The organism is Allohoeflea poritis, from assembly GCF_027889715.1.
Lineage (GTDB): Bacteria > Pseudomonadota > Alphaproteobacteria > Rhizobiales > Rhizobiaceae > Hoeflea_A > Hoeflea_A poritis.
In genome coordinates, this window is the sequence record NZ_JAPJZH010000009.1 from 20,234 (window position 1) to 39,758 (window position 19,525).

Genomic DNA, 19,525 nt, shown 5'->3' on the forward strand with positions numbered 1-19,525 from the left:
TTTCAGGCTGGAGAATTACGGTTTGTCTTGCAGAGCCGGTGTCGAATACCGGAAACACGACGTTATGGTGTGGAGGCCTCGGAGGATGCATTCTCGTCATCGGACGGTGCATCGGATTCATCCTCGGCCCCGCTCTCGGCGCGCCGTTTTTCCACGATTCGGGCTGCATAGATGGCAATCTCGTAGAGAAGGATGGTGGGAAGTGCAAGGCCGATCTGGCTTGCCGGATCGGGCGGGGTCAATATGGCGGCCGCGACAAAGGCGGCAACAATCGCGTATTTGCGCTTCGAGGCCAGCCCGTCGGCTGTCACCAGCCCGACACGGGCCAGCAGCGTGGTGACCACCGGCAGCTGGAAGACCAGACCGAAGGCAAAGATCAGCGTCATGATCAGGTCGAGATATTCCGAGACCTTCGGAAGCAGCTCGATCGCCACCTTGCCGCCGTCTGCAGGCTGTTCCATCGACAGGAAGAACCACAGCACCATCGGCGTGAAAAACAGGTAGACCAGAGCGCCGCCAAGCAGGAACAGCAAGGGAGATGCGATCAGAAAGGGCAGGAACGCCGCCTTCTCGTTCTTGTAGAGCCCCGGTGCGACGAATTTGTAGACCTGCGCCGCGATCATCGGGAACGCGATCACGAGACCGCCGAACATGGCAATCTTGATCTGCGTGAAGAAGAATTCCTGCGGGGCCGTGTAGATGAGCTCGATCTGACGGCCTTCGAGGCCCGCCCATTCGACGGCCCAGGAAAACGGCACGACCAGCAGGTTGAATAATTGCTTGGCAAAGAAGAAGCAGACCAGAAAGGCAACGAAAAAACCGCCAACAGCCCACATCAGGCGCTGGCGCAGCTCAATGAGGTGCGAAAGCAACGGCTGAGCCGTATCGTCTAGTTCCTCGGTGGTCACGCGGTCTCTCCGCTGGTTTTTGCGGATTTGGAAGCCTGCGCGGTCTTGCGCGTGGCTGCGCGCCGCGCCGGCTTCTTCGCTTCAGATGCTGGTTTGGAAGCCGAAACCGGTTTCTTCTCGGCAGGCTTTCGAGTCGTGCTGCGGCGCGGCGCTGCCTTCTTTTTCGCGCCATTGTTCGCCGCCTTGGCTTCCGTCTTGGCCGCGGGCGGCTTTTTCTTCGTTGCCGCGCTGCCGGTAGCCGATTTCACCGCTTTCTTCGGTTCGGGCTCCGACTTCGCCTCGGCCTTTGTCGCTGCCGGTTTGCTTTCCGCCGCCGGTTCCTTCATCGCTTTGTCGAGGTCGGCCTTGATCTCCTTGCCCGCATCGCGGATCGGATCAATCGCCTCCTTCAGGATGTTTGTCGGATTGAGCTGCTTGGCCTCGTCGAGGACATTCTTGACATCGTCGAGCTCCGCCTCCTTGAGAGCCTCGTCGAACTGGCTTCGGAACTCGCCCGCCATCGCGCGCAACTTGCGGGTCGTGCGCCCGAACGTGCGCAGCATTCCCGGCAGGTCTTTCGGCCCGACGACAAGGATCAGCACCAGCGCTACGACCAGAAGTTCCGGCCAGCCAAGATCCAACATAAATGCGCCTCCCCGCAGCGTCCGCCGCGGTCAACATGCGTGTGAAGAAAGCGGATTATTCTGCGGCTGTGCCCCGGTCAGCTTTTTTCCGTTTTTTCATCGGCCTTGTGTTCAACCGTTTTGGCCGTGTCGGCAGACTCGTCTTCACCCATTCCCTTGCGGAAGTTCTTGATGCCCTTTGCGACGTCGCCCATCAGTTCCGGAATCTTGCCCCGGCCAAACAGCAACAGCACCACGACCAGCACGATCAGCCAGTGCCAAATGCTAAAACTACCCATACTCTTATCTCCCTGAGGATCTCATCGGTTGATGTAGGTTCTTTCTACCCACTTTCAAACATCATTATGTCATGGTCGTTAACGCAAAGCATCACCTCGCGCAATCCTGTCGGCAGCTGTCCGGCCTTCAATCTTGCCTGCACGACCTGTTCGGTTCCCGGCACCGCCAGACCCAGTTGCTCGACCACGCCCAGAAAGCGCCGGAAGACGATACGCGCCGGAATATCGCCGTCACGCTCCTTCACCTCGACGCTGGAAAGCCTGATGGCCACCGACAACCTGCCTCCATCGGCGGCATCTTTTGCCGAAAATGTTCCGAGCGGCGTCTCGACGCGGCCCTCCCGCACGTGCCCTTCAAACACGTTCAATTCCGAGAAGAATGCCGCCGTAAACAAATCGACCGGACGGTAATAGAGATCCTCGGCGGAACCCACCTGGATCAGCCGCCCGTCCTTCAAGAGAGCGATACGGTCAGCCATGCGCATTGCCTCTTCCGCATCGTGGGTAACCATCAGCGCCGTCGCACGCGTCTCCCGCAATATGGCGAGCGTCTCGTCACGGACTGTGTCCCGCAATCGCGAATCGAGGCCAGAGAACGGCTCGTCCATCAGCAGAACGGACGGGCGCGGAGACAGCGCGCGCGCCAGCGCCACCCGCTGCTGCTCTCCGCCCGACAGGGCGTGCGGGTACTGATCGGCATAGTTGGTCAACCCCACCCGCTCCAGCGCGACCATCGCTTCCTTCTTCGATTCACTCTCCGACAGCGCATTGAGGCCGAAACGGACATTCTCGAACACTGTCATATGCGGAAACAGCGCAAAATCCTGGAACATCAGCCCGACACCGCGGCGTTCGGGCGGAATGAACGCGCCGGGTCCGGAGACCTCCCGGCCGTTCAGCAGGATGCGTCCCTCGCGCGGCACTTCCAGCCCGGCCGCAAGGCGCAGCAAAGTCGTTTTTCCGGAACCTGACGGGCCCAGAAGACAAAGCACCTCGCCGGGCGCAGCCTGAAGCGAAACGCCGTCGAGCGTGAATTGGCCCTGATAGTCATGCCTGATGTCTTCAAACGCCAACTCGGCGGCAAAGGTCACACCGGCGCTTGGCTGGACGCCATGCTGAGATGAGGCTGGGGTCAATGGCTGCTTTCTTCGACTGACTTACGCTTCAGCCTACTACTCGTCTCCTTCACCCAGCGGTGTCAAGAGGCCCAGCTCCTCCAGATCCATCTGCGTAATCGGATCTTCGTCCTCTGCAAGGTCGTCATTTGCCGGCGGAACCGGCACCTTGAAGTTGGACGGAATTCGTGACGACAACAAACCGGCACCCTTCAACTCGTCCAGTCCCGGCAGATCGCGCAGTTCCTCCATGCCGAAATGATCGAGGAAATCGAGCGTCGTGCCGTAGGTGACGGGTCTTCCGGGTGTGCGGCGGCGGCCGCGCATCTTGATCCACCCCGACTCAAGCAGGACATCCAGCGTGCCGCGGGATGTCGCGACGCCTCTGATTTCCTCAATCTCCGCTCGCGTGACCGGCTGGTGATAAGCAATGATAGAAAGCACTTCGAGCGCCGCGCGCGACAGCTTGCGCACATCGGTCTGATCGCGATGAATCAGGAAGGAAAGATGGTCGGCCGTGCGGAAAGCCCAATGATCGTCGATGCGTCGCAGATTGACACCCCGCAGGCTGTAGAACCCGGCAAGGCGCTTCATGACGGCCGACACGTCGGTCCCTTCCGGAAGCTTTTCGGCAATCGCCTTTTCGGAGATGGGCTCCGCAGACGCAAACACCAGCGCCTCCGCGATGCGTTCCGCCTCGTGCATGGCGCGCTGTGCCGTGTCCGCGTCCTCGCCCGCCTCGACGGCCGGAACAGCATCCTTGTCAAAGGGCACAATATTGGCCTGTGTTCCTTCCGACATGCTAGGCTTCCTCCTCTGGTCCCGCGGGGTCGGAGACATTCTGTCCCCGCCGCAGGTAAAGCGGCGCGAATGGCACCTCCTGCCGCATCTCAAGGCGCCCTTCCCTGACCATTTCCAGCGAAGCGGCAAACGCGCTGGCAATCGCCGTCGCCCGCTCTTCCGGATCGCTCAGATAGCGGACCAGGAAATGGTCAAGCGCCGTCCATTCGTGCAGATCGCCGATCATGCGCTGCAAAATGACGCGGGCATCGCCCAGCGACCACACCCTGCGCTTTGAAATGGTCACCTGGGTGACCGATTGCCGCTGCCGCAGCCCCGCATAGGCGTTCAGAAGATCATACAGCGTTGCCTCGAACTCCGACTTGCGCTCGATGATGACGGGTTCCGGATCACCGCGAACAAACACTTCGCGGCCGACACGGTTCCGGTTGACCAGTCGCGTTGCCGCGTCGCGCATTGCCTCGAGCCGTTTCAGGCGAAACGCCAGTTGCGCGGCCATTTCCTCGCCCGTCGGCTCATCGCCGTCGCTCTTTTGCGGAATCAGCAGTTTCGATTTCAGGAACGCCAGCCATGCGGCCATGACCAGATAGTCGGCGGCAAGTTCCAGGCGCAGGCGCCGTGCGCTGTCGACGAATGACAGATATTGTTCCGCCAGCGCCAGCACCGATATGCGTGCCAGATCGACTTTCTGGTTGCGCGCCAGGTGCAGCAGCAGGTCGAGCGGTCCTTCGAAACCGTCTATATCGACCACGAGCGACGGCTCGCCGATGCCCCGATCGGAGCTGTCCGCATTCTCCCACAACTGGTCCATCGGGGCTTTCGCCTCGTTTGGACTTTGCTGTTCGCGCAGCGCGTTCACCATGGCAGGACCTCAGACATGCGACATGCTCTCCGCAACAAGGCCGTCAAACTCCGTGCGCAGCGCGGCCATATCGGCCCACTCGCTGGCACCGAACAGGGACATCACGCGGGCTGCGCGTTCGGCTGCGGCATCGCGCAGCACCGGCGTATGGGCGCAAACCTGCGTCATCTCCTGCATCGAACCGTTGCAGTGGAGCACTACATCGCATCCTGCCCTGAAGATTGCATCGGTCTTGGTACCGAAATCCCCAGAAAGTGCCTTCATGGAGAGGTCGTCCGACATCAGCAGGCCGTCAAATCCCAGTTTATCCCGGATGATTTCTTTCACCACGACCGCGGAAGAGGTCGCCGGGTTGTCTTTGTCGATGGCCGAAAACACAATATGCGCCGTCATCCCCATCGGCAGGTCGCTGAACGCGGCAAAGGGTGCGAAGTCGCGTTTTTCCAATGCATCAACCGGGGTATCGACCACCGGAAGCTGAAGATGGCTGTCCACCAGGGCGCCACCATGACCGGGCATGTGTTTCATGACCGGTTGTACGCCGCCGGCGGTCAGGCCGTCCACCATTGCCCGGCCCAGCTGTATGACTGCATCCGGGTCCCGCGCGAAGGCACGGTTTCCGATAACGTCGTGACCATGCTCGACCGGAACATCGAGAACCGGAATGCAATTGACGTTAATTCCGAACGACGACAGGTCCCCTGCGTGCAGACGCCCCATCAGCCACGCGGCGCGCAGCCCCTCATCGGCACTGGCCTCATACAGGGATCCGATAACCGACGCCGGAGGGTATTTCGGTGCGAGCGGCGGCTTGATCCGCTGCACTCGTCCGCCCTCCTGGTCGATCAGGACAGGCGCATCGCTTCTGCCGACGCAGTCACGCATGTCCGCGACAAGGTCGACGAGTTGATTGCGTTCATGGACATTGCGGGCAAACAGGATGAAGCCCCACGGGCGCTCTGCCCTGTACAAGGCTCTTTCCTCATCCGTTAGCGCTAATCCGCCGCATCCAAGGATCATCGCTTTTGATTCGGTCATATACGAATCATACACCGCTGCTTCACAAAGGATAGCCCACTAAACGGTGTCGCCTGTCGCACGCGATCCGGGCATCAACCACGTGAAGAGCTTAACGGGCGACGAAACAACTGCCGCCGGCTGCCTTGTACCGCGCGCAAAGGCTGTTGGCTTCCGCCTTCGATCCGGCGGGAATGCGCACCCGGTAGAACACGCCACGATTGGGAATGTCCGCCCGCTGGAAATCCACGCCCTTGTCGCCGATGATCGAGGCATAGCGCTGCGAAAGGTTCTGATATGACTGTCTGGCGGCTTCCTCGGACGGCTGCGAAGAAATCTGCATCATGTATCCGCCGGGATTGGCAGCTGGTGTGGTTCCGGCCAGGTTGCCGCGTTCGGTCACCGCCTCGACGATGTTGACCGGTTGCTCTGCAGGGCGCGTTTCCGGCACCGGCGCGGCCACCGCGGCCCGAAGGTCCGCATTGTTCGGCGTCGCGGAACCGACCTGGGTCGGATCCGTGTTGGATGCGGAGGGGCGGCTTTCCGGCAATGGCAAGGCGCCTGAGTCGCGCAAATTCTCGTCAATCGGCGGCAGTGCCGCGCTCTGAGCCGAGTTAGAGCCATTGCTGGCAGACCCGGCAAGGCTGTCGGACGTGGATGCTGTGGCGGCCGGCAACGCAGAGGCGACAGCAACCGGCGCCTGCGCGGAGCCATTGACATCCGACGTCAGATTGCTCTGGGTCGAGGCGTCTGCCTGTTGCCCGGACGATGCCGCGGGAGCGACTTCCGAAGCAGCCGGAGCTTCCCTTGCGACGATTGTTCCATCGGGTTTGACCACAAGGGTGCGGACCTTGCGCGGCGCAACGCCATTGGCGCCGGCTTCGGTAGCGGTCGGATCGGGATCGAGCTGATCGGAAGCTGCCAGCCTGTCCTCCGCCTTCGCCGTCTGTTCGACCGCGGTTCCGCGACCTTCGAGCGGCAATGTCTGCGGATCGAGGGTGCGCTGGACGACATCGACCGGTTCTTCCGTCGTGGTCACCAGATTCTGGTCGGGATTGGCCGAAGTGTCATTGCCGGCAACCCTCTCATAGACCGCAAGGTCCTGATTTGGAACAGTTTTCCCACCGGGGTCATCCGGTTTTACCTTGACCGGGTCATTGTCCGCGGCAATGACCGGCGGTCCGTCGGATGCGCTGTCGCCGCCAAGCGAACTGTTCCACAAGTAAAAACCGCCGCCGCCGACAACAGCTATGCCAAGCACCACGGCCGCAGCGACAAGGCCACGGCGCCCGGTCCGCTCTTCCTGGCCGTCGGACATGTCGTCAAAGGGTGGCGCTGCCAGATCTTCGACAGTGAAATCATCGCCGGGAAACACATCGGACTCATAATCGTCCTGATATTCGTCCATTCCCGGTTCGTCGTCATAGCGAATCCGCGCCGTCGCCTCATCGCCGCCATAGATCGCCGCGGATTCCACGGCCGTCGGCTCAAGGCTCGAATCCGTGTAGTCGACCGACGCGCGGTCATGGTCATCCGGCGCGGCAAACTCCGACGGATCGGGTGCGGCAAGCGCATCCAGTTCATCTTCCAGCGGCAGGCCGAAATCATTATCCCCAGCGTCGCGTCGTGGCGTTTCTTCTTCCACTTGTTCCGGCACACTGAGATTGGACATCGTCTCCGGAGACGAATCCGATTCGGTGATGCTTGAGGGATCGAACGGCATTGCCGCCACATCGGCTGAGGCTTCCTGCGCCTGAGACTCGACTTCCGCCATCTCCGCAAGAAGCATTTCCGTCAGTTCACTGCCGTCGCTGACCGGCTCTTCCTCGGCAGGTTTGGCCGCGTCCAGATCCTTCTGCAGGCGGTCATAGGCTTCCTTAAGCTCGTCGCTTTCCGACAGGGTCTCGATCGGCGCCGCGGATGCGGCCGGCATACGAGCTTCCTGTGCCGGCTGTCGTGTTGACTGCGGAACAACCTGCTCTGGTTCCGGTTCGGGTTCAGCTATGTATTCTGGTTCAACAATGGGCTCTGGTTCCGGAACGGGCTCCGGGTCCGGCCGCGCATTCCTGCCTTCCAGCGCCGAAAACGCTGCCTGCAATTCCGCTTCCAGGCTCGTCATCTGGGCTGCTGCGCCCACAGTCGCATGCGGCCAGGCTTCCTTCGCGCCGCCGGCTGTGCCCGTTTCGAGGTCGGGCTGGATCGGCGTTACTTTCTCATTCAATTTCTTGGAGGCCGTGTCCTGAAGGTCCTGCCGGATCTGCTCGGTCGCCACCACCTGTTCCTGCGGCTGAGCAGCTTCGACCGCTTTGTCAGGCGCTGTAACATCGATCTCGAGCTCACGCATCAACTCCGCCTCGAGATCGAATCCCGAGCCGGGTCGCGCTGTCTCCTGAACATCGTCGGCAGAGGTCGTGCCGTCGTCCTCAAATCCCACAATTCGCGCCAGCTCGGAGAGCGGATCATCGTTCTTTTGATCCTTGTCCGCGGGCTCGCGCGTCTCAGAAATTCGATTGTCGGCCATTCCGTTCACTCGCTACATTGAGCATTTTGTCTTGCCAGCACATTGTGGGCAAAAGGTGACGCTCAACGCATCTCAACCGGGGCGCTCGTCCCGGCTATTGACAGCCCAGACTTCAACACCGCCGCCACAGCTCTAACCAGTCCAAGCCTGGCCATGCTCAATTTTGGTTTCGTATTGTTAATAAACCGTAATTCCGCCGTTTCCTTGCCTCTGTTCCAGTGAGCATGAAACGCGCTCGCGACATCGTAAAGGTAAAATGCGATCTTGTGCGGCTCGTGCGCCGCAGCAGCACTTTCCACGATCCTGGGAAATTCCGCAAGTTTTGCAACCAGCTGAATTTCACTTTCATCGGTGATCATGTCTTCCACGGCATCGGAATAGTCGACGCTTTCCAGATCAACATCCGCGAAAACCTCGGCTGCCTGGCGAAAAACCGAGTGGCAGCGCGCATGCGCATACTGGACATAAAAGACCGGATTGTCCTTCGACTGCTCGGTGACTTTTGCGAAATCGAAGTCCAGAGGTTCGGAGTTTTTGCGGTAAAGCATCATGAATCGCACCGAATCACTGCCGACTTCATTGACCACATCGCGCAGCGTAACAAAGTCCCCGGAACGCTTTGACATACGCACCGGCTCGCCGCCGCGAAACAGCTTGACCAACTGGCACAGCAGAACCGTCAATTTCGCCTCGCCCTCGGAGACGGCCTTGGCGACGGCCTCCATGCGTTTGACGTAACCGCCATGATCGGCGCCAAGGACGTAAATCATCTCCTTGTAGCCACGCTCGAATTTGTCGTGAAAATAAGCAACGTCAGCGGCAAAATAGGTGTAGGAACCATCCGACTTGATCAGCGGCCGGTCGATGTCGTCGCCTACATCTGTTGACTTGAAGAGTGTCTGTTCGCGATCTTCCCAGTCTTCCGGTTTCTGCCCCTTGGGCGGCGGCAGCTTGCCCTTGTAGACATGACCCTTGAATGTCAGGTCGTTGATTGCCTCGCGGATTGCCTTGGCATTGTCCGCATGCAGCTTGCGTTCCGAATAGAAAATCTCATGCGTGACGTTGAGAGCGGCAAGGTCCTGACGGATGATGTCCATCATCGCATCGATCGCCCGATCCTTCACGATCGGCATCCATTCGCCTTCCGGCATGCCGCGCAGCCTCGTGCCGAATTCCTCGGCAAGCGCGCTGCCGACCGGCTTCAGATAGTCTCCGGGATAAAGGCCGGACGGAATCTCGTCGATCGCCTCGCCGAGAGCTTCGCGGTAACGCAGGAATACCGAACGGGCCAGGACGTCGATCTGCGCCCCGGCATCGTTGATGTAATACTCCTTGGTGACGTCGAAACCGACAAAGGAAAGCAGGTTGGCGAGCGAATCGCCGACAACGGCGCCGCGGCAATGACCCACATGCATCGGTCCGGTCGGGTTCGCGGACACGTATTCGACGTTGATCTTCTGTCCGCCACCGATCCCGCTGCGGCCGTAGGCCTCGCCTTCGGCAATGATCGCCGCCAGCGTTTTTTGCCAATAGGTCGAGGAAAGCTTCATATTGATGAAACCCGGGCCGGCAACCGAAATGCGTTCGATATCGGCGTCTTTTTCAAGAACGTTCGAAATCTCATCGGCCAGTGCGCGCGGGTTTGTTCCAAGCGGTTTGGCAAGCACCATTGCCGCATTGGTCGCGACATCCCCATGGCTCGGATCGCGCGGCGGCTCCACAGACACCCTCGACAGGTTGATACCGTCCTTTTTCTCCTGAATCTGCTCCAGCGCCTCAAGTGCACTCAGAACACGACCTTCAAAGTCTTTGAAAAGATTCATCATATTTCATCCGGGAAACGCCGCATGCGGGACAAGCCGCATCTTCCAGCCGGCTAGAGTTGCCGCTGACTATCGCAAATCGGGTGTATGGTCAAACAGCGCACGGTGCTGCTTGACGGCATAGTTGTCCGTCATGCCCGAAAGGTAATCGGCGACCCGGCGGCAGATCTGCCCCTGGCTGAACGCACGCATGCCCTCGGTCCAGTGACCGCCCATCAGCGCCGGTTGGTCCACATAGGCCTGGAACAGGTCCCGGACGATGGTAGCCGCCTGCTGCCGAACCCGCATGACATCGGAATGCCGGTACAGATTGGCATAGAGAAATGACTTTATGCTGCGGTCGATGGCCTTGAATTCCGGCGAGAATTGAATGAATGCCAGATCGGCCGAACGGATATCGTCCGCACTTTGCGGCTTCATGCGAGCCAGATTTGCCTGCGCCACGGCGATCACATCCTCGACCATCAGCGTTATCTGACGCCGCATGATCTCGTGTATCATGCGCGTTTCCTCCAGGCCCGGATAGCGTTCCGACACGTCCCGGACCAGTTCACGGAGAAAGGGAACGTCGTCCAGCATCTCGAGCCTGAGCAGCCCGCTTCTGAGACCGTCATCGATATCGTGGGTATTATAGGCGATGTCGTCGGCAATGGCCGCCGCCTGTGCCTCCAGGCTTGCAAATGTCGATATCTGCAGGTCCTGCAATGCGCAGTAGTCGAGGATCGGCTGAGGAACCGGGCCATTCGTGCCGGCGCCGGATTTGTCGACCAGCGGACCGTTGTGCTTGACCAGCCCTTCGAGGCTCTCCCAGGTCAGGTTGAGCCCGTCAAAGCGCGCGTAGCGGCGCTCGAGCTGCGTGACGATGCGCAAAGATTGTGCGTTGTGATCGAACCCGCCATGGTCCTCGAGCAGTTCGTCCAGCGCATCCTCGCCCGTATGGCCGAACGGTGTATGACCGAAATCGTGAACCAGGGCGATTCCTTCCGCCAGGTCTTCGTCGATCCGCAGCGCCCGGGCCAGCGCCCGTGCGATTTGCGCGACTTCGATCGTGTGCGTCAGACGGGTCCGGAAATGATCGCCCTCATGCGCGACGAAGACCTGGGTCTTGTGTTTGAGCCTGCGGAAGGCCGTGCTGTGCACGATACGGTCGCGGTCGCGCTGGAACTCCGAACGCGTGCGGCTTCTTTCCTCCGGATAAAGCCGTCCCCTGCTGTTGTTCGGATCGCTTGCCCACACCGCCCGCGCGCCGGAGCCGAAGCCGAGCGCGTTGTCGTCAATGGTCATTGTTCCGCCTTCCCCGTTGACGCGGCCTGCCGTTGTTCATACCTATAGACCAACGATGACCAATCACAATCTCTCCGAGCCTTTAACTCGGTGAGGAGGTTGCATGACACAGACAAATGAAGTGACGCTGTCGGACGCTGCCGCTATCAGGATCGCCGACATTCTGGCCTCCGAGCAGGACAAGACCGCTTTGCGCGTATCCGTCGAAGGCGGTGGCTGCTCCGGATTTTCCTACAAGTTCGACCTCGCCGACGAAGCCGGGGAAGACGATCTGGTGCTTGAAAAGGGCGATGCCCGGGTGCTGATCGATTCGCTTTCCCTTGTTTACATGGGCGGTTCGGAAATCGATTTCGTCGATAATCTGATGGGACAGTCGTTCCAGATCAACAATCCGAACGCGATTGCATCCTGCGGCTGCGGTACGAGTTTCACAATCTGAAAGACCCCTCATGAAAATTGCCAGCTGGAACATCAACGGCATCAAGGCACGCCTTGATAACCTTGTCAGCTGGCTTGAGGACAGTCGCCCGGATATCGCCTGCCTGCAGGAGATAAAGTCCGTTGACGAAGGATTCCCGCGCGAAGCCATCGAAGCGGTCGGCTATCATGTGGAAACACATGGCCAGAAGGGATTCAACGGCGTCGCCATCGTTTCGAAACAGGTGCCGGACGAAGTCAATCGCGGCCTGCCCCTGCTGTCGCCGGGCGACGAGCCCGATGAACAGGCACGCTTCATCGAGGGTGTGTTTTCAGTCAGGGGCGGTGTGCTGCGCGTCGTTTCCCTTTACCTTCCCAACGGCAATCCCGTGGATTCCGAAAAGTACCCCTACAAGCTGAGCTGGATGCAACGGCTGGAAAAATGGGCATCCGAGCGGCTGATGCTTGAAGAACCACTGGTGCTGGCCGGCGACTACAATGTCATTCCCGAACCGTTCGACTGCCACGATCCGGCTGCGTGGGAGGGCGATGCTCTGTTTCGCGAAGAAACGCGATCCGCGTTCCGAAGGCTCGAGAATCTCGGGTTCACAGAAACGATCCGCAACACGACGGATGCGGAAAAGACATACACATTCTGGGACTATCAGGCCGGCGCATGGCCGAAGAACAACGGCATCCGGATCGATCATCTGCTCCTGTCGCCCGAGGCGGCAAACCGGCTTGAAGCGGCCGATATCGAAAAATACGTGCGCGGCTGGGAAAAACCCTCGGACCATGTGCCGGTTGTCGCTGAACTGGCGTTTCAGCCCGCATAAGCCCGAAAATTTGTGACACCGGTCCGTTTCCGGGTAACCGCTTGCGGTTCGTTGCCGATGGGTGCATCATATGCACATGTTTGAATACAGCATCCGGACCCGTTCTATGGCCCACGCTGTGACAATTTCCCGGCGGTGTCGATCGCTTGTCGGCGGCGCGCTTCTGACTTTCGGACTGTTCTCCGCATCAACGGCCACGGCCGGAGATGACATCAATTGCAGTTGTGTGGCAAACGGTCAGCGCGTTGGGCTCGGAGAACTGTTCTGCATCAGGACGGCATCCGGGAAACATTTTCTGGCCCGGTGCGAGCGGGTGTTGAACAACACGTCCTGGAAACGCCTTCAGGAGGGATGTCCCAGCGCCTTCAACTGGAGCGAAATGCGCAGGAAAGCGTCGCTCTAAGGCAGTTACGCCGGGCTGTGCATGGCACGCCTGCGCAGATTACCCGCCTGCTGTTCAGCCTTAATTGTTGCCGTTGGCCAGCATGTCCTCTGCAAGCGCGATCGCCGTGCGGCGGTCGGCCTCGTTGGCGACCGAAAAGGCCTGTTCCTGCCTCTGCTGAATCCAGTCGCGATCGTTCAACGGCGCGCGTTCCAGCGCAACGGTCATATAGGCAAGTCCGCGAACGGTATGGCCTTCCTGGAAGATGGTGTCGCCAAACAGGGCAGCCGCCGCCGGATGTCCGGACTTGCGGGCCCGGTTGAGCCACTTCTTGGCCTGCCGCAGGTCGGCATGGCCGCCCTCACCCGCCAACATCATGCTGCCGAGCTGATACTGCGCTTCGGGAATGCCGAAGACCGACGCGGCCTGGAAATAGAGCTGCCTGGCCTGTGCGGGATCCGCGGTCACGGGACTGTCTGGAATGCCACGCCTGTAGTAGCTGGCGAGCCGCACAAGGGCGTTTACGAAATAGCCGGTCTCGCTTGATCCGGGCTCAACGCCCTCGCGGGCGATCCGGTCATAGATCTTGAACGCCTCATAGTCATTCTCGACGACACCGTCACCGGCCGCATACATATTGGCGAGCGCCCAGCGCGCGCCGGGGTGTCCCTGCTCGGCGGCGTGCCGGTACGCCTCAACAGCGTCATCCTTCTTGCCCTTCTTGTAGGCAGAGAACCCGAATTTGAAGAGCACAAGCGGTCCGGATTTCTCGTCCACACCGGCATCCGGATCGAACGACAGCGCCGACCCGGCAGAGCCGATCGTCAAAGCCAACATGCAGGCAAACAGGCGCCCGACCGTCAAACTAGATATCTGCATAGCACTGTTTTTCTTTTACTCCGCCCGGATGCGTAACGGCGCCCTTCTGCGCGGTTCCGACTGTCTGGGCGTATTTCCATAGTACACCGGATGTGTAATCCGTTTCACGCGGCTGCCAGTCCCTACCCCTTTGGGCCAGCTCCTCGTCACTCAAACGCACATTGATCGTGCCCTCCACGGCATCGATCTCGATAATGTCTCCATCCTTCAACAGGCCGATCGGCCCGCCCACGGCGGCCTCCGGTCCGACATGACCGATGCAGAAGCCCCGGGTCGCGCCGGAGAACCGTCCATCGGTTATCAGCGCGACCTTGTCGCCGACGCCCTGTCCGTAAAGCGCGGCGGTCGTCGCCAGCATCTCACGCATTCCAGGTCCGCCTTTCGGGCCTTCATAGCGAATGACAAGGACTTCACCTTCCTTGTATTCGCGCTTTGTCACGGCCTCGAAGCACTCTTCTTCTGAGTCGAAACAACGCGCCGGACCGGAGAAGACCTGATTGGCCATCCCCGCCACTTTCACAATCGCGCCTTCGGGAGCAAGATTGCCTTTCAGCCCTACAACACCGCCGGTCGTTGTGATTGGATCATTGGCCGGACGAACGACATCTTGCTGGTCGTTCCATTCGACATATTCCATGTTTTCGGCAATTGTGCGGCCGGTCACTGTCAGGCAATCGCCATGCAGATAGCCATGGTCCAGCAGCGTCTTCATCAGCAACGGAATGCCGCCGGCCTCGAACATGTCCTTGGCCACATATTTGCCGCCGGGCTTCAGATCGGCCACATAAGGCGTCTTGCGGAAAATCTCCGCGACATCGAACAGATCGAATTCAATCCCGCATTCATGGGCGATCGCCGGCAGGTGGAGCGCGGCATTCGTCGAGCCGCCCGATGCGGCGACAACCGCCGCCGCATTTTCAAGCGCCTCGCGTGTAACGATATCGCGCGGCCGAATATTGCGCGCAATCAGCTCCATGACTTTTTCACCGGATGCATAGCAGAACCGGTCGCGTATTTCGTATGGCGCGGGCGCGCCGCACGAGTAAGGCAGCGCCAAGCCGATGGCTTCAGCCACGGTCGCCATGGTGTTCGCGGTGAACTGGGCACCGCAGGATCCGGCAGACGGGCACGCCGCCTGCTCGATCTCGGAAAGGTCTTCGTCCGAAAGGTCGCCCACCGAATGCTGGCCGACAGCCTCGAAAACGTCCTGCACGGTAATCTGCCGGCCCCGGAAGGTGCCGGGCAAGATCGAACCGCCGTAGATGAAGACGGACGGCACGTTGAGACGCACCATCGACATCATCATGCCCGGCAGCGATTTGTCGCAGCCGGCAAGACCGACCAGCGCGTCATAGCAATGGCCGCGCATCGTCAGTTCCACCGAATCGGCGATCACGTCGCGCGACACCAGCGAAGACTTCATGCCCTGGTGCCCCATGGCTATGCCGTCGGTCACTGTAATGGTGCAGAATTCACGCGGTGTTCCATTGGCCGCGGCAACGCCCTTCTTGACGACCTGCGCCTGACGCATCAGCGAGATGTTACACGGCGCGGCCTCGTTCCAGCAACTTGCGACGCCGACGAGCGGCTGCGCAATTTCCTTGGACGACAATCCCATCGCATAAAGATAAGAACGGTGCGGCGCCCGTGCCGGGCCGACCGTTGTATGGCGGCTCGGGAGCCTGGATTTGTCGATGGTCTTGGCGTCCATTTAGGTCCTCAAAATACAGAATGCGTATTCGTCTATACCGCACGCATTTACTTCGCAGACGGATGCGTTTGGTTTGTGGCCGCATGTTGGCGGCCGCGTCACACTGCGGTCATAGCAAACCTTTGACAAAAAAGTGTTGCCAATTCGTCACATCTTAGATTCACATGGGGTTTTTGGAGTAAAAATTAAAGACCGGTTTACAACCGGACTTCAACTTTATTGGTCGCTCACCGGTTGGTTGATATCACTCCGCCTCTTCAACGCGGCTGAGCGCGATCGCCAGTTTTGTCCGCTGCTCCTCAAGCTCGACAAGCCGATCCCGTTCGGCCTGCACGATTTCCGGGCGGGCGTTGGCCACGAATTTCTCGTTCTTGAGTTTTTTCTCGATCTTTTCGTGCTCTGCCGCGAGCTTGCCTAAGGCCTTCTCCAGGCGGGCTTTTTCGGCGTCGATATCAATCAGGTTGCCGAGCGGCAGGCAGTAAGTAGCCTCACCGACGACGATCTGAGCAGAGCCTTTCGGGGCCTCCTGCTCAAGCACGACATCCTCAACCCGCGCCAGGCGCTTGATGGCCGGATCGTGGCGCAGCAGCCTCACGCAGGTCTCTTCCGCCGCGCCGACAACGACAAGCGGTGCGACCGCAGAGGGAGGAACATTCATTTCCGCCCTGACGGAACGCAGCCCTGAGACGAGATCGACAAGCCAGTTTATTTCATCGGCGGCTTCCTCGTCCTGATAGCCCGGCTCCGGCCAGGACGCGTGACACAACAGCTCTTTGCGACCGGGCGTCTGGTCCCATAATTCCTCGGTCATGAACGGCATGAACGGATGCAGCGTCTTGTATATCTCATCGAGAACATAGGCGGCGCAGCCCTGGGATTCCTTCTTCGCTGCCTCATCCTCGCCACCAAAGACCGGTTTCAGCAACTCCAGGTACCAGTCGCAGAATTGATTCCAGACAAAACGGTATGCGGCGGCGGATGCCTCGTTGAACTTGTAGCTCTCGACCCCGGCAGTGATCGCGTGAACGGTGCGTGCAAGCTCGGTCAGAATCCATCGGTTGATCGTGAGCTTGACCTTGAGCGGATCGAAATCCTTCTGCAGCGCGACCCCGTTCATTTCGGCAAAGCGGGCGGCATTCCACAGCTTGGTCCCGAAATTGCGGTAGCCGGCCACACGCTGCGGATCCAGCTTCACATCGCGTCCCTGCGCGGCCATGATCGCCAGTGTGAAGCGCAAGGCATCCGCGCCGTACTCGTCTATGAGTTCGAGCGGATCGATCACGTTGCCCTTCGACTTCGACATCTTGGCGCCGTGCTTGTCGCGAACGAGCGCATGCACATAGACCGTGTGGAAGGGCTCGATCGGCGTGCCGTTCTCGTCCTTCATGAAATGGAGGCCCATCATCATCATGCGTGCGACCCAGAAGAAGATGATGTCGAATCCGGTAATCAGCACATCGGTCTGATAGTAGCGCGCAAGCTCCGGCGTCTTCTCAGGCCATCCGAGCGTCGAGAACGGCCACAGCGCCGAAGAGAACCAGGTGTCGAGGACATCTTCATCGCGCGTCAGTTCGCTCGGCTGCCCGTAATAGTCATCCGCGGCCGCCTGCGCTTCCTCCTGCGTGCGCTCGACGAAAACCGTGCCATCCGGCCCGTACCAGGCCGGAATCTGGTGTCCCCACCACAATTGCCGGGAGATGCACCATGGCTGGATGTTCTCCATCCACTCGAAATAGGTTTTCTCCCAGTTCTTGGGAACAAAGTCCGTCCGTCCCTCGCGAACGGAAGCGATTGCCGGTTCGGCAAGCACCTTGGCGTCCACATACCACTGGTCCGTCAGGAAGGGCTCGATGGGCACACCGCCACGGTCGCCATGCGGAACCTTGTGCCGGTGGTCTTCGACCTTGTCCAGCAGACCGAGCTCTTCCATGCGTGCGACGATCTTCTTGCGCGCTTCGAACCGCGGAGCGCCGTCGCACAGATCGAGCGTGTGACCGAGTTCCTCGCTTTCCTCGAGACCCTCGAGGAAATCCTCATTGTCCTTCAGCGCAAGGTGGCCGTCACGGGTCATGATGTTGACGGCACGAAGACCGGCGCGCTTTCCAACCTCGAAGTCGTTGAAATCATGCGCCGGTGTCATCTTGACCGCACCGGTTCCCTCTTCCGGATCGGGATACTCATCGGAGACGATCGGAATGCGCCGGCCGACCAGCGGAAGAAGCACATGTTTGCCGACGATCGATGTGTAGCGCGCATCGTCTGGATGAACCGCAACGCCGGTATCGCCAAGCATCGTCTCCGGCCGCGTGGTCGCAACGACCAGGTAATCGCGGGTCTGCCATTCGGTCGGCTTTCCATCGTCGTCGAAGGCAACCGGGTGCTCATAGGTAACGCCATCCTCAAGCGGATACCGGAAATGCCAAAGGTGGCCTTTGGTGTCGACCTGCTCGACTTCCAGATCCGAGATCGCAGTGAGCAGTTTCGGATCCCAGTTTACGAGACGTTTGTCCTTGTAGATCAGGCCTTCCTTGTAGAGCGTAACGAAGACCTCAAGGACGGCCTTTGAAAGCCCTTCATCCATGGTGAAGCGCTCACGCGACCAGTCACAGGAAGCCCCCAGCCGCCGCAACTGGTTGAAGATGGCGCCGCCGGATTCGTCGCGCCAGCGCCAGACCTCCTCGATGAATTTTTCACGGCCCAGGTCGCGCCGGTGCTGCTGCTTTTCCATCAACTGCCGCTCGACCACCATCTGCGTGGCGATGCCGGCATGGTCCATGCCCGGCTGCCAGAGCACATCCTTGCCGCGCATGCGCTCGAACCGGACAAGAATGTCCTGCAGCGTGTTGTTCAGGGCATGCCCCATATGCAGGGAGCCCGTGACATTCGGTGGCGGAATGACGATGCAAAAGCTGTCGGCGCCGGGCTTGGAGCCGGCCCCGGCCTTGAAGGCGCCGGCCTCTTCCCAACGTTTGGCTATCTTTGGCTCGCTCTTGGCGGCGTCGTAGTTTTTTTCAAGCATTGAAACGGTCGTCTGTGAGGAAAGGTCGCTGTGCGGTGTACCCTCACTGTCCGCGCCGTTCAAGCCAAATTCCCGGACAGCCGGCAAGCTGTCCGGAATTCACGAGCCCGTTCAGGATTGATCTGCAGGCGCGACCTAGCGCCCGCGCGCGACCCGTTCGATTTCTTCGCGGACCAGACGCTCAACAAGCGTCGGCAGATTATCGTCCAGCCATTGCTGCAGCATCGGGCGCAACATGTCTTCAGCGATCTCGTCGAATGAACGGCTTGGCCCGTTCACGACCGCATGGCTGAGATTGTCGAATGAGGCTGCCACCTTGTCGCCGGCTTCCTGCGAAATCAGGGCGCGAGAATCATGCGCGCCGAGAAGGCTGGCTTCCGATTGCGTTGTCATGGATTGCTGGCCCTTTCCGGCCTCGCCGTTGTTTCCGGCTTCACCGACACTTCTCAGCGATGGCGGGTCATTGGCCGGCGCCGCGATGTGCGATGTGTCGTCCCGGTCGGTTTCGCTGTCCACCTGCGCTGCGAGCCGCGCAAGGGACACCGGCCTCTTGGTCGGCGCTGCCTCAGGCCTTGTGGATCGGCCCGGATCTCCCGGAAGGCCGCGAGGAGCGGATGCACTCTTCCGTTCCTTCGGCTGAGCAGCCGCGCTGGCCGCATCGCCGCGTTGGACGTCCCGCGAAACAACGGGCCCCGCTTTGGGTTGCTCCGGCCTGCGCGGTTCGTTTGCCGCCTTGATCGGCGCGACCGGTTCCTCTATCGCGCTGCTGCCTTCCACCGCAGCGGGCTTCTTCGCTACAGGCGCCGCTTGCGCGGCGGCTGCGGTTTCAGGGTCGTCGCCTTCCTCTATGATCTTACGAATGGAGGCCAGGATTTCCTCCATGCTCGGCTCATGTGCCACATTTGCCTGTGCCATACCGTTCCTCGTAAATCTGCCGCATCAGGATTCGGATGCCGGCAAGCCGCCGATCCCGAATCACCACCCAAGTTTATGCTATTGAATTGCGGAAGAGAATCCCACGCCTAGAAATGCGGAATCCGGTGCACAGA

16 protein-coding genes are annotated in these 19,525 nt (G+C 60.0%); 2 read left to right on the forward strand and 14 right to left on the reverse strand.

Going from position 1 to position 19,525, the window contains the following annotated elements:
* Positions 1-62: 62 nt before the first annotated feature.
* The 10 genes from tatC to OOZ53_RS15005 all read right to left on the reverse strand — a co-directional run bounded on the left by tatC (position 63) and on the right by OOZ53_RS15005 (position 11,232).
* On the reverse strand, positions 63-908 hold the full coding sequence (gene tatC, locus OOZ53_RS14960; protein ID WP_271090449.1) for a twin-arginine translocase subunit TatC: 846 nt from the start codon (positions 906-908) through the stop codon (positions 63-65).
* Positions 905-1,531, reverse strand: a complete 627-nt coding sequence (tatB, locus tag OOZ53_RS14965; RefSeq protein WP_271090450.1) for a Sec-independent protein translocase protein TatB — start codon at positions 1,529-1,531, stop codon at positions 905-907. The genes tatC and tatB overlap by 4 nt, the downstream gene beginning before the upstream one ends.
* 77 nt (positions 1,532-1,608) lie before the next feature.
* Entirely contained in the window at positions 1,609-1,809 is a 201-nt protein-coding gene (locus tag OOZ53_RS14970; protein ID WP_271090451.1) for a twin-arginine translocase TatA/TatE family subunit, read from the reverse strand.
* Between the two features lie 44 nt (positions 1,810-1,853).
* A complete protein-coding gene (locus OOZ53_RS14975) occupies positions 1,854-2,945 on the reverse strand; it encodes an ABC transporter ATP-binding protein (protein WP_271090452.1) in 1,092 nt (363 codons plus the stop codon).
* Between the two features lie 36 nt (positions 2,946-2,981).
* Positions 2,982-3,725, reverse strand: a complete 744-nt coding sequence (scpB, locus tag OOZ53_RS14980; RefSeq protein WP_425499156.1) for an SMC-Scp complex subunit ScpB — start codon at positions 3,723-3,725, stop codon at positions 2,982-2,984.
* Between the two features lies 1 nt (position 3,726).
* Positions 3,727-4,587, reverse strand: a complete 861-nt coding sequence (locus OOZ53_RS14985) for a segregation and condensation protein A (RefSeq protein ID WP_271090453.1) — start codon at positions 4,585-4,587, stop codon at positions 3,727-3,729.
* Between the two features lie 9 nt (positions 4,588-4,596).
* A complete protein-coding gene (nagZ, locus tag OOZ53_RS14990) occupies positions 4,597-5,625 on the reverse strand; it encodes a beta-N-acetylhexosaminidase (RefSeq protein WP_271090454.1) in 1,029 nt (342 codons plus the stop codon).
* Between the two features lie 91 nt (positions 5,626-5,716).
* On the reverse strand, positions 5,717-8,125 hold the full coding sequence (locus OOZ53_RS14995) for an SPOR domain-containing protein (RefSeq protein WP_271090455.1): 2,409 nt from the start codon (positions 8,123-8,125) through the stop codon (positions 5,717-5,719).
* A 62-nt stretch (positions 8,126-8,187) separates the two neighbouring features.
* On the reverse strand, positions 8,188-9,948 hold the full coding sequence (gene argS / locus OOZ53_RS15000; protein ID WP_271090662.1) for an arginine--tRNA ligase: 1,761 nt from the start codon (positions 9,946-9,948) through the stop codon (positions 8,188-8,190).
* Positions 9,949-10,017: 69 nt separating this feature from the next.
* Entirely contained in the window at positions 10,018-11,232 is a 1,215-nt protein-coding gene (locus OOZ53_RS15005) for a deoxyguanosinetriphosphate triphosphohydrolase (RefSeq protein WP_271090456.1), read from the reverse strand.
* A 103-nt stretch (positions 11,233-11,335) separates the two neighbouring features.
* Between OOZ53_RS15005 and erpA the strand changes: the two genes are divergently transcribed.
* Positions 11,336-11,671 carry an iron-sulfur cluster insertion protein ErpA gene (gene erpA, locus OOZ53_RS15010; protein ID WP_271090457.1) on the forward strand — a complete coding sequence of 112 codons (336 nt, stop codon included), beginning with the start codon at positions 11,336-11,338 and terminating at the stop codon, positions 11,669-11,671.
* A gap of 10 nt (positions 11,672-11,681) precedes the next feature.
* Positions 11,682-12,485, forward strand: coding sequence for an exodeoxyribonuclease III (gene xth / locus OOZ53_RS15015; RefSeq protein ID WP_271090458.1), 804 nt, complete (start codon positions 11,682-11,684; stop codon positions 12,483-12,485).
* 463 nt (positions 12,486-12,948) lie between these two features.
* On the opposite strand, the gene OOZ53_RS15020 is transcribed toward xth, so the two are convergent.
* From OOZ53_RS15020 to OOZ53_RS15035, 4 genes are all read right to left on the reverse strand, one after another.
* Positions 12,949-13,746, reverse strand: coding sequence for a tetratricopeptide repeat protein (locus OOZ53_RS15020; RefSeq protein ID WP_271090459.1), 798 nt, complete (start codon positions 13,744-13,746; stop codon positions 12,949-12,951).
* Positions 13,733-15,457: a dihydroxy-acid dehydratase gene (gene ilvD, locus OOZ53_RS15025; RefSeq protein WP_271090460.1), complete on the reverse strand. Its 1,725-nt coding sequence runs from the start codon at positions 15,455-15,457 to the stop codon at positions 13,733-13,735. The genes OOZ53_RS15020 and ilvD overlap by 14 nt, the downstream gene beginning before the upstream one ends.
* A 244-nt stretch (positions 15,458-15,701) precedes the next feature.
* The gene (locus OOZ53_RS15030) at positions 15,702-18,476 is read right to left on the reverse strand and encodes a valine--tRNA ligase (RefSeq protein WP_271090461.1); all 2,775 of its coding nucleotides are present in this window, start codon (positions 18,474-18,476) and stop codon (positions 15,702-15,704) included.
* A gap of 135 nt (positions 18,477-18,611) precedes the next feature.
* Positions 18,612-19,391: a PopZ family protein gene (locus tag OOZ53_RS15035; RefSeq protein ID WP_271090462.1), complete on the reverse strand. Its 780-nt coding sequence runs from the start codon at positions 19,389-19,391 to the stop codon at positions 18,612-18,614.
* Positions 19,392-19,525 lie beyond the last annotated feature (134 nt).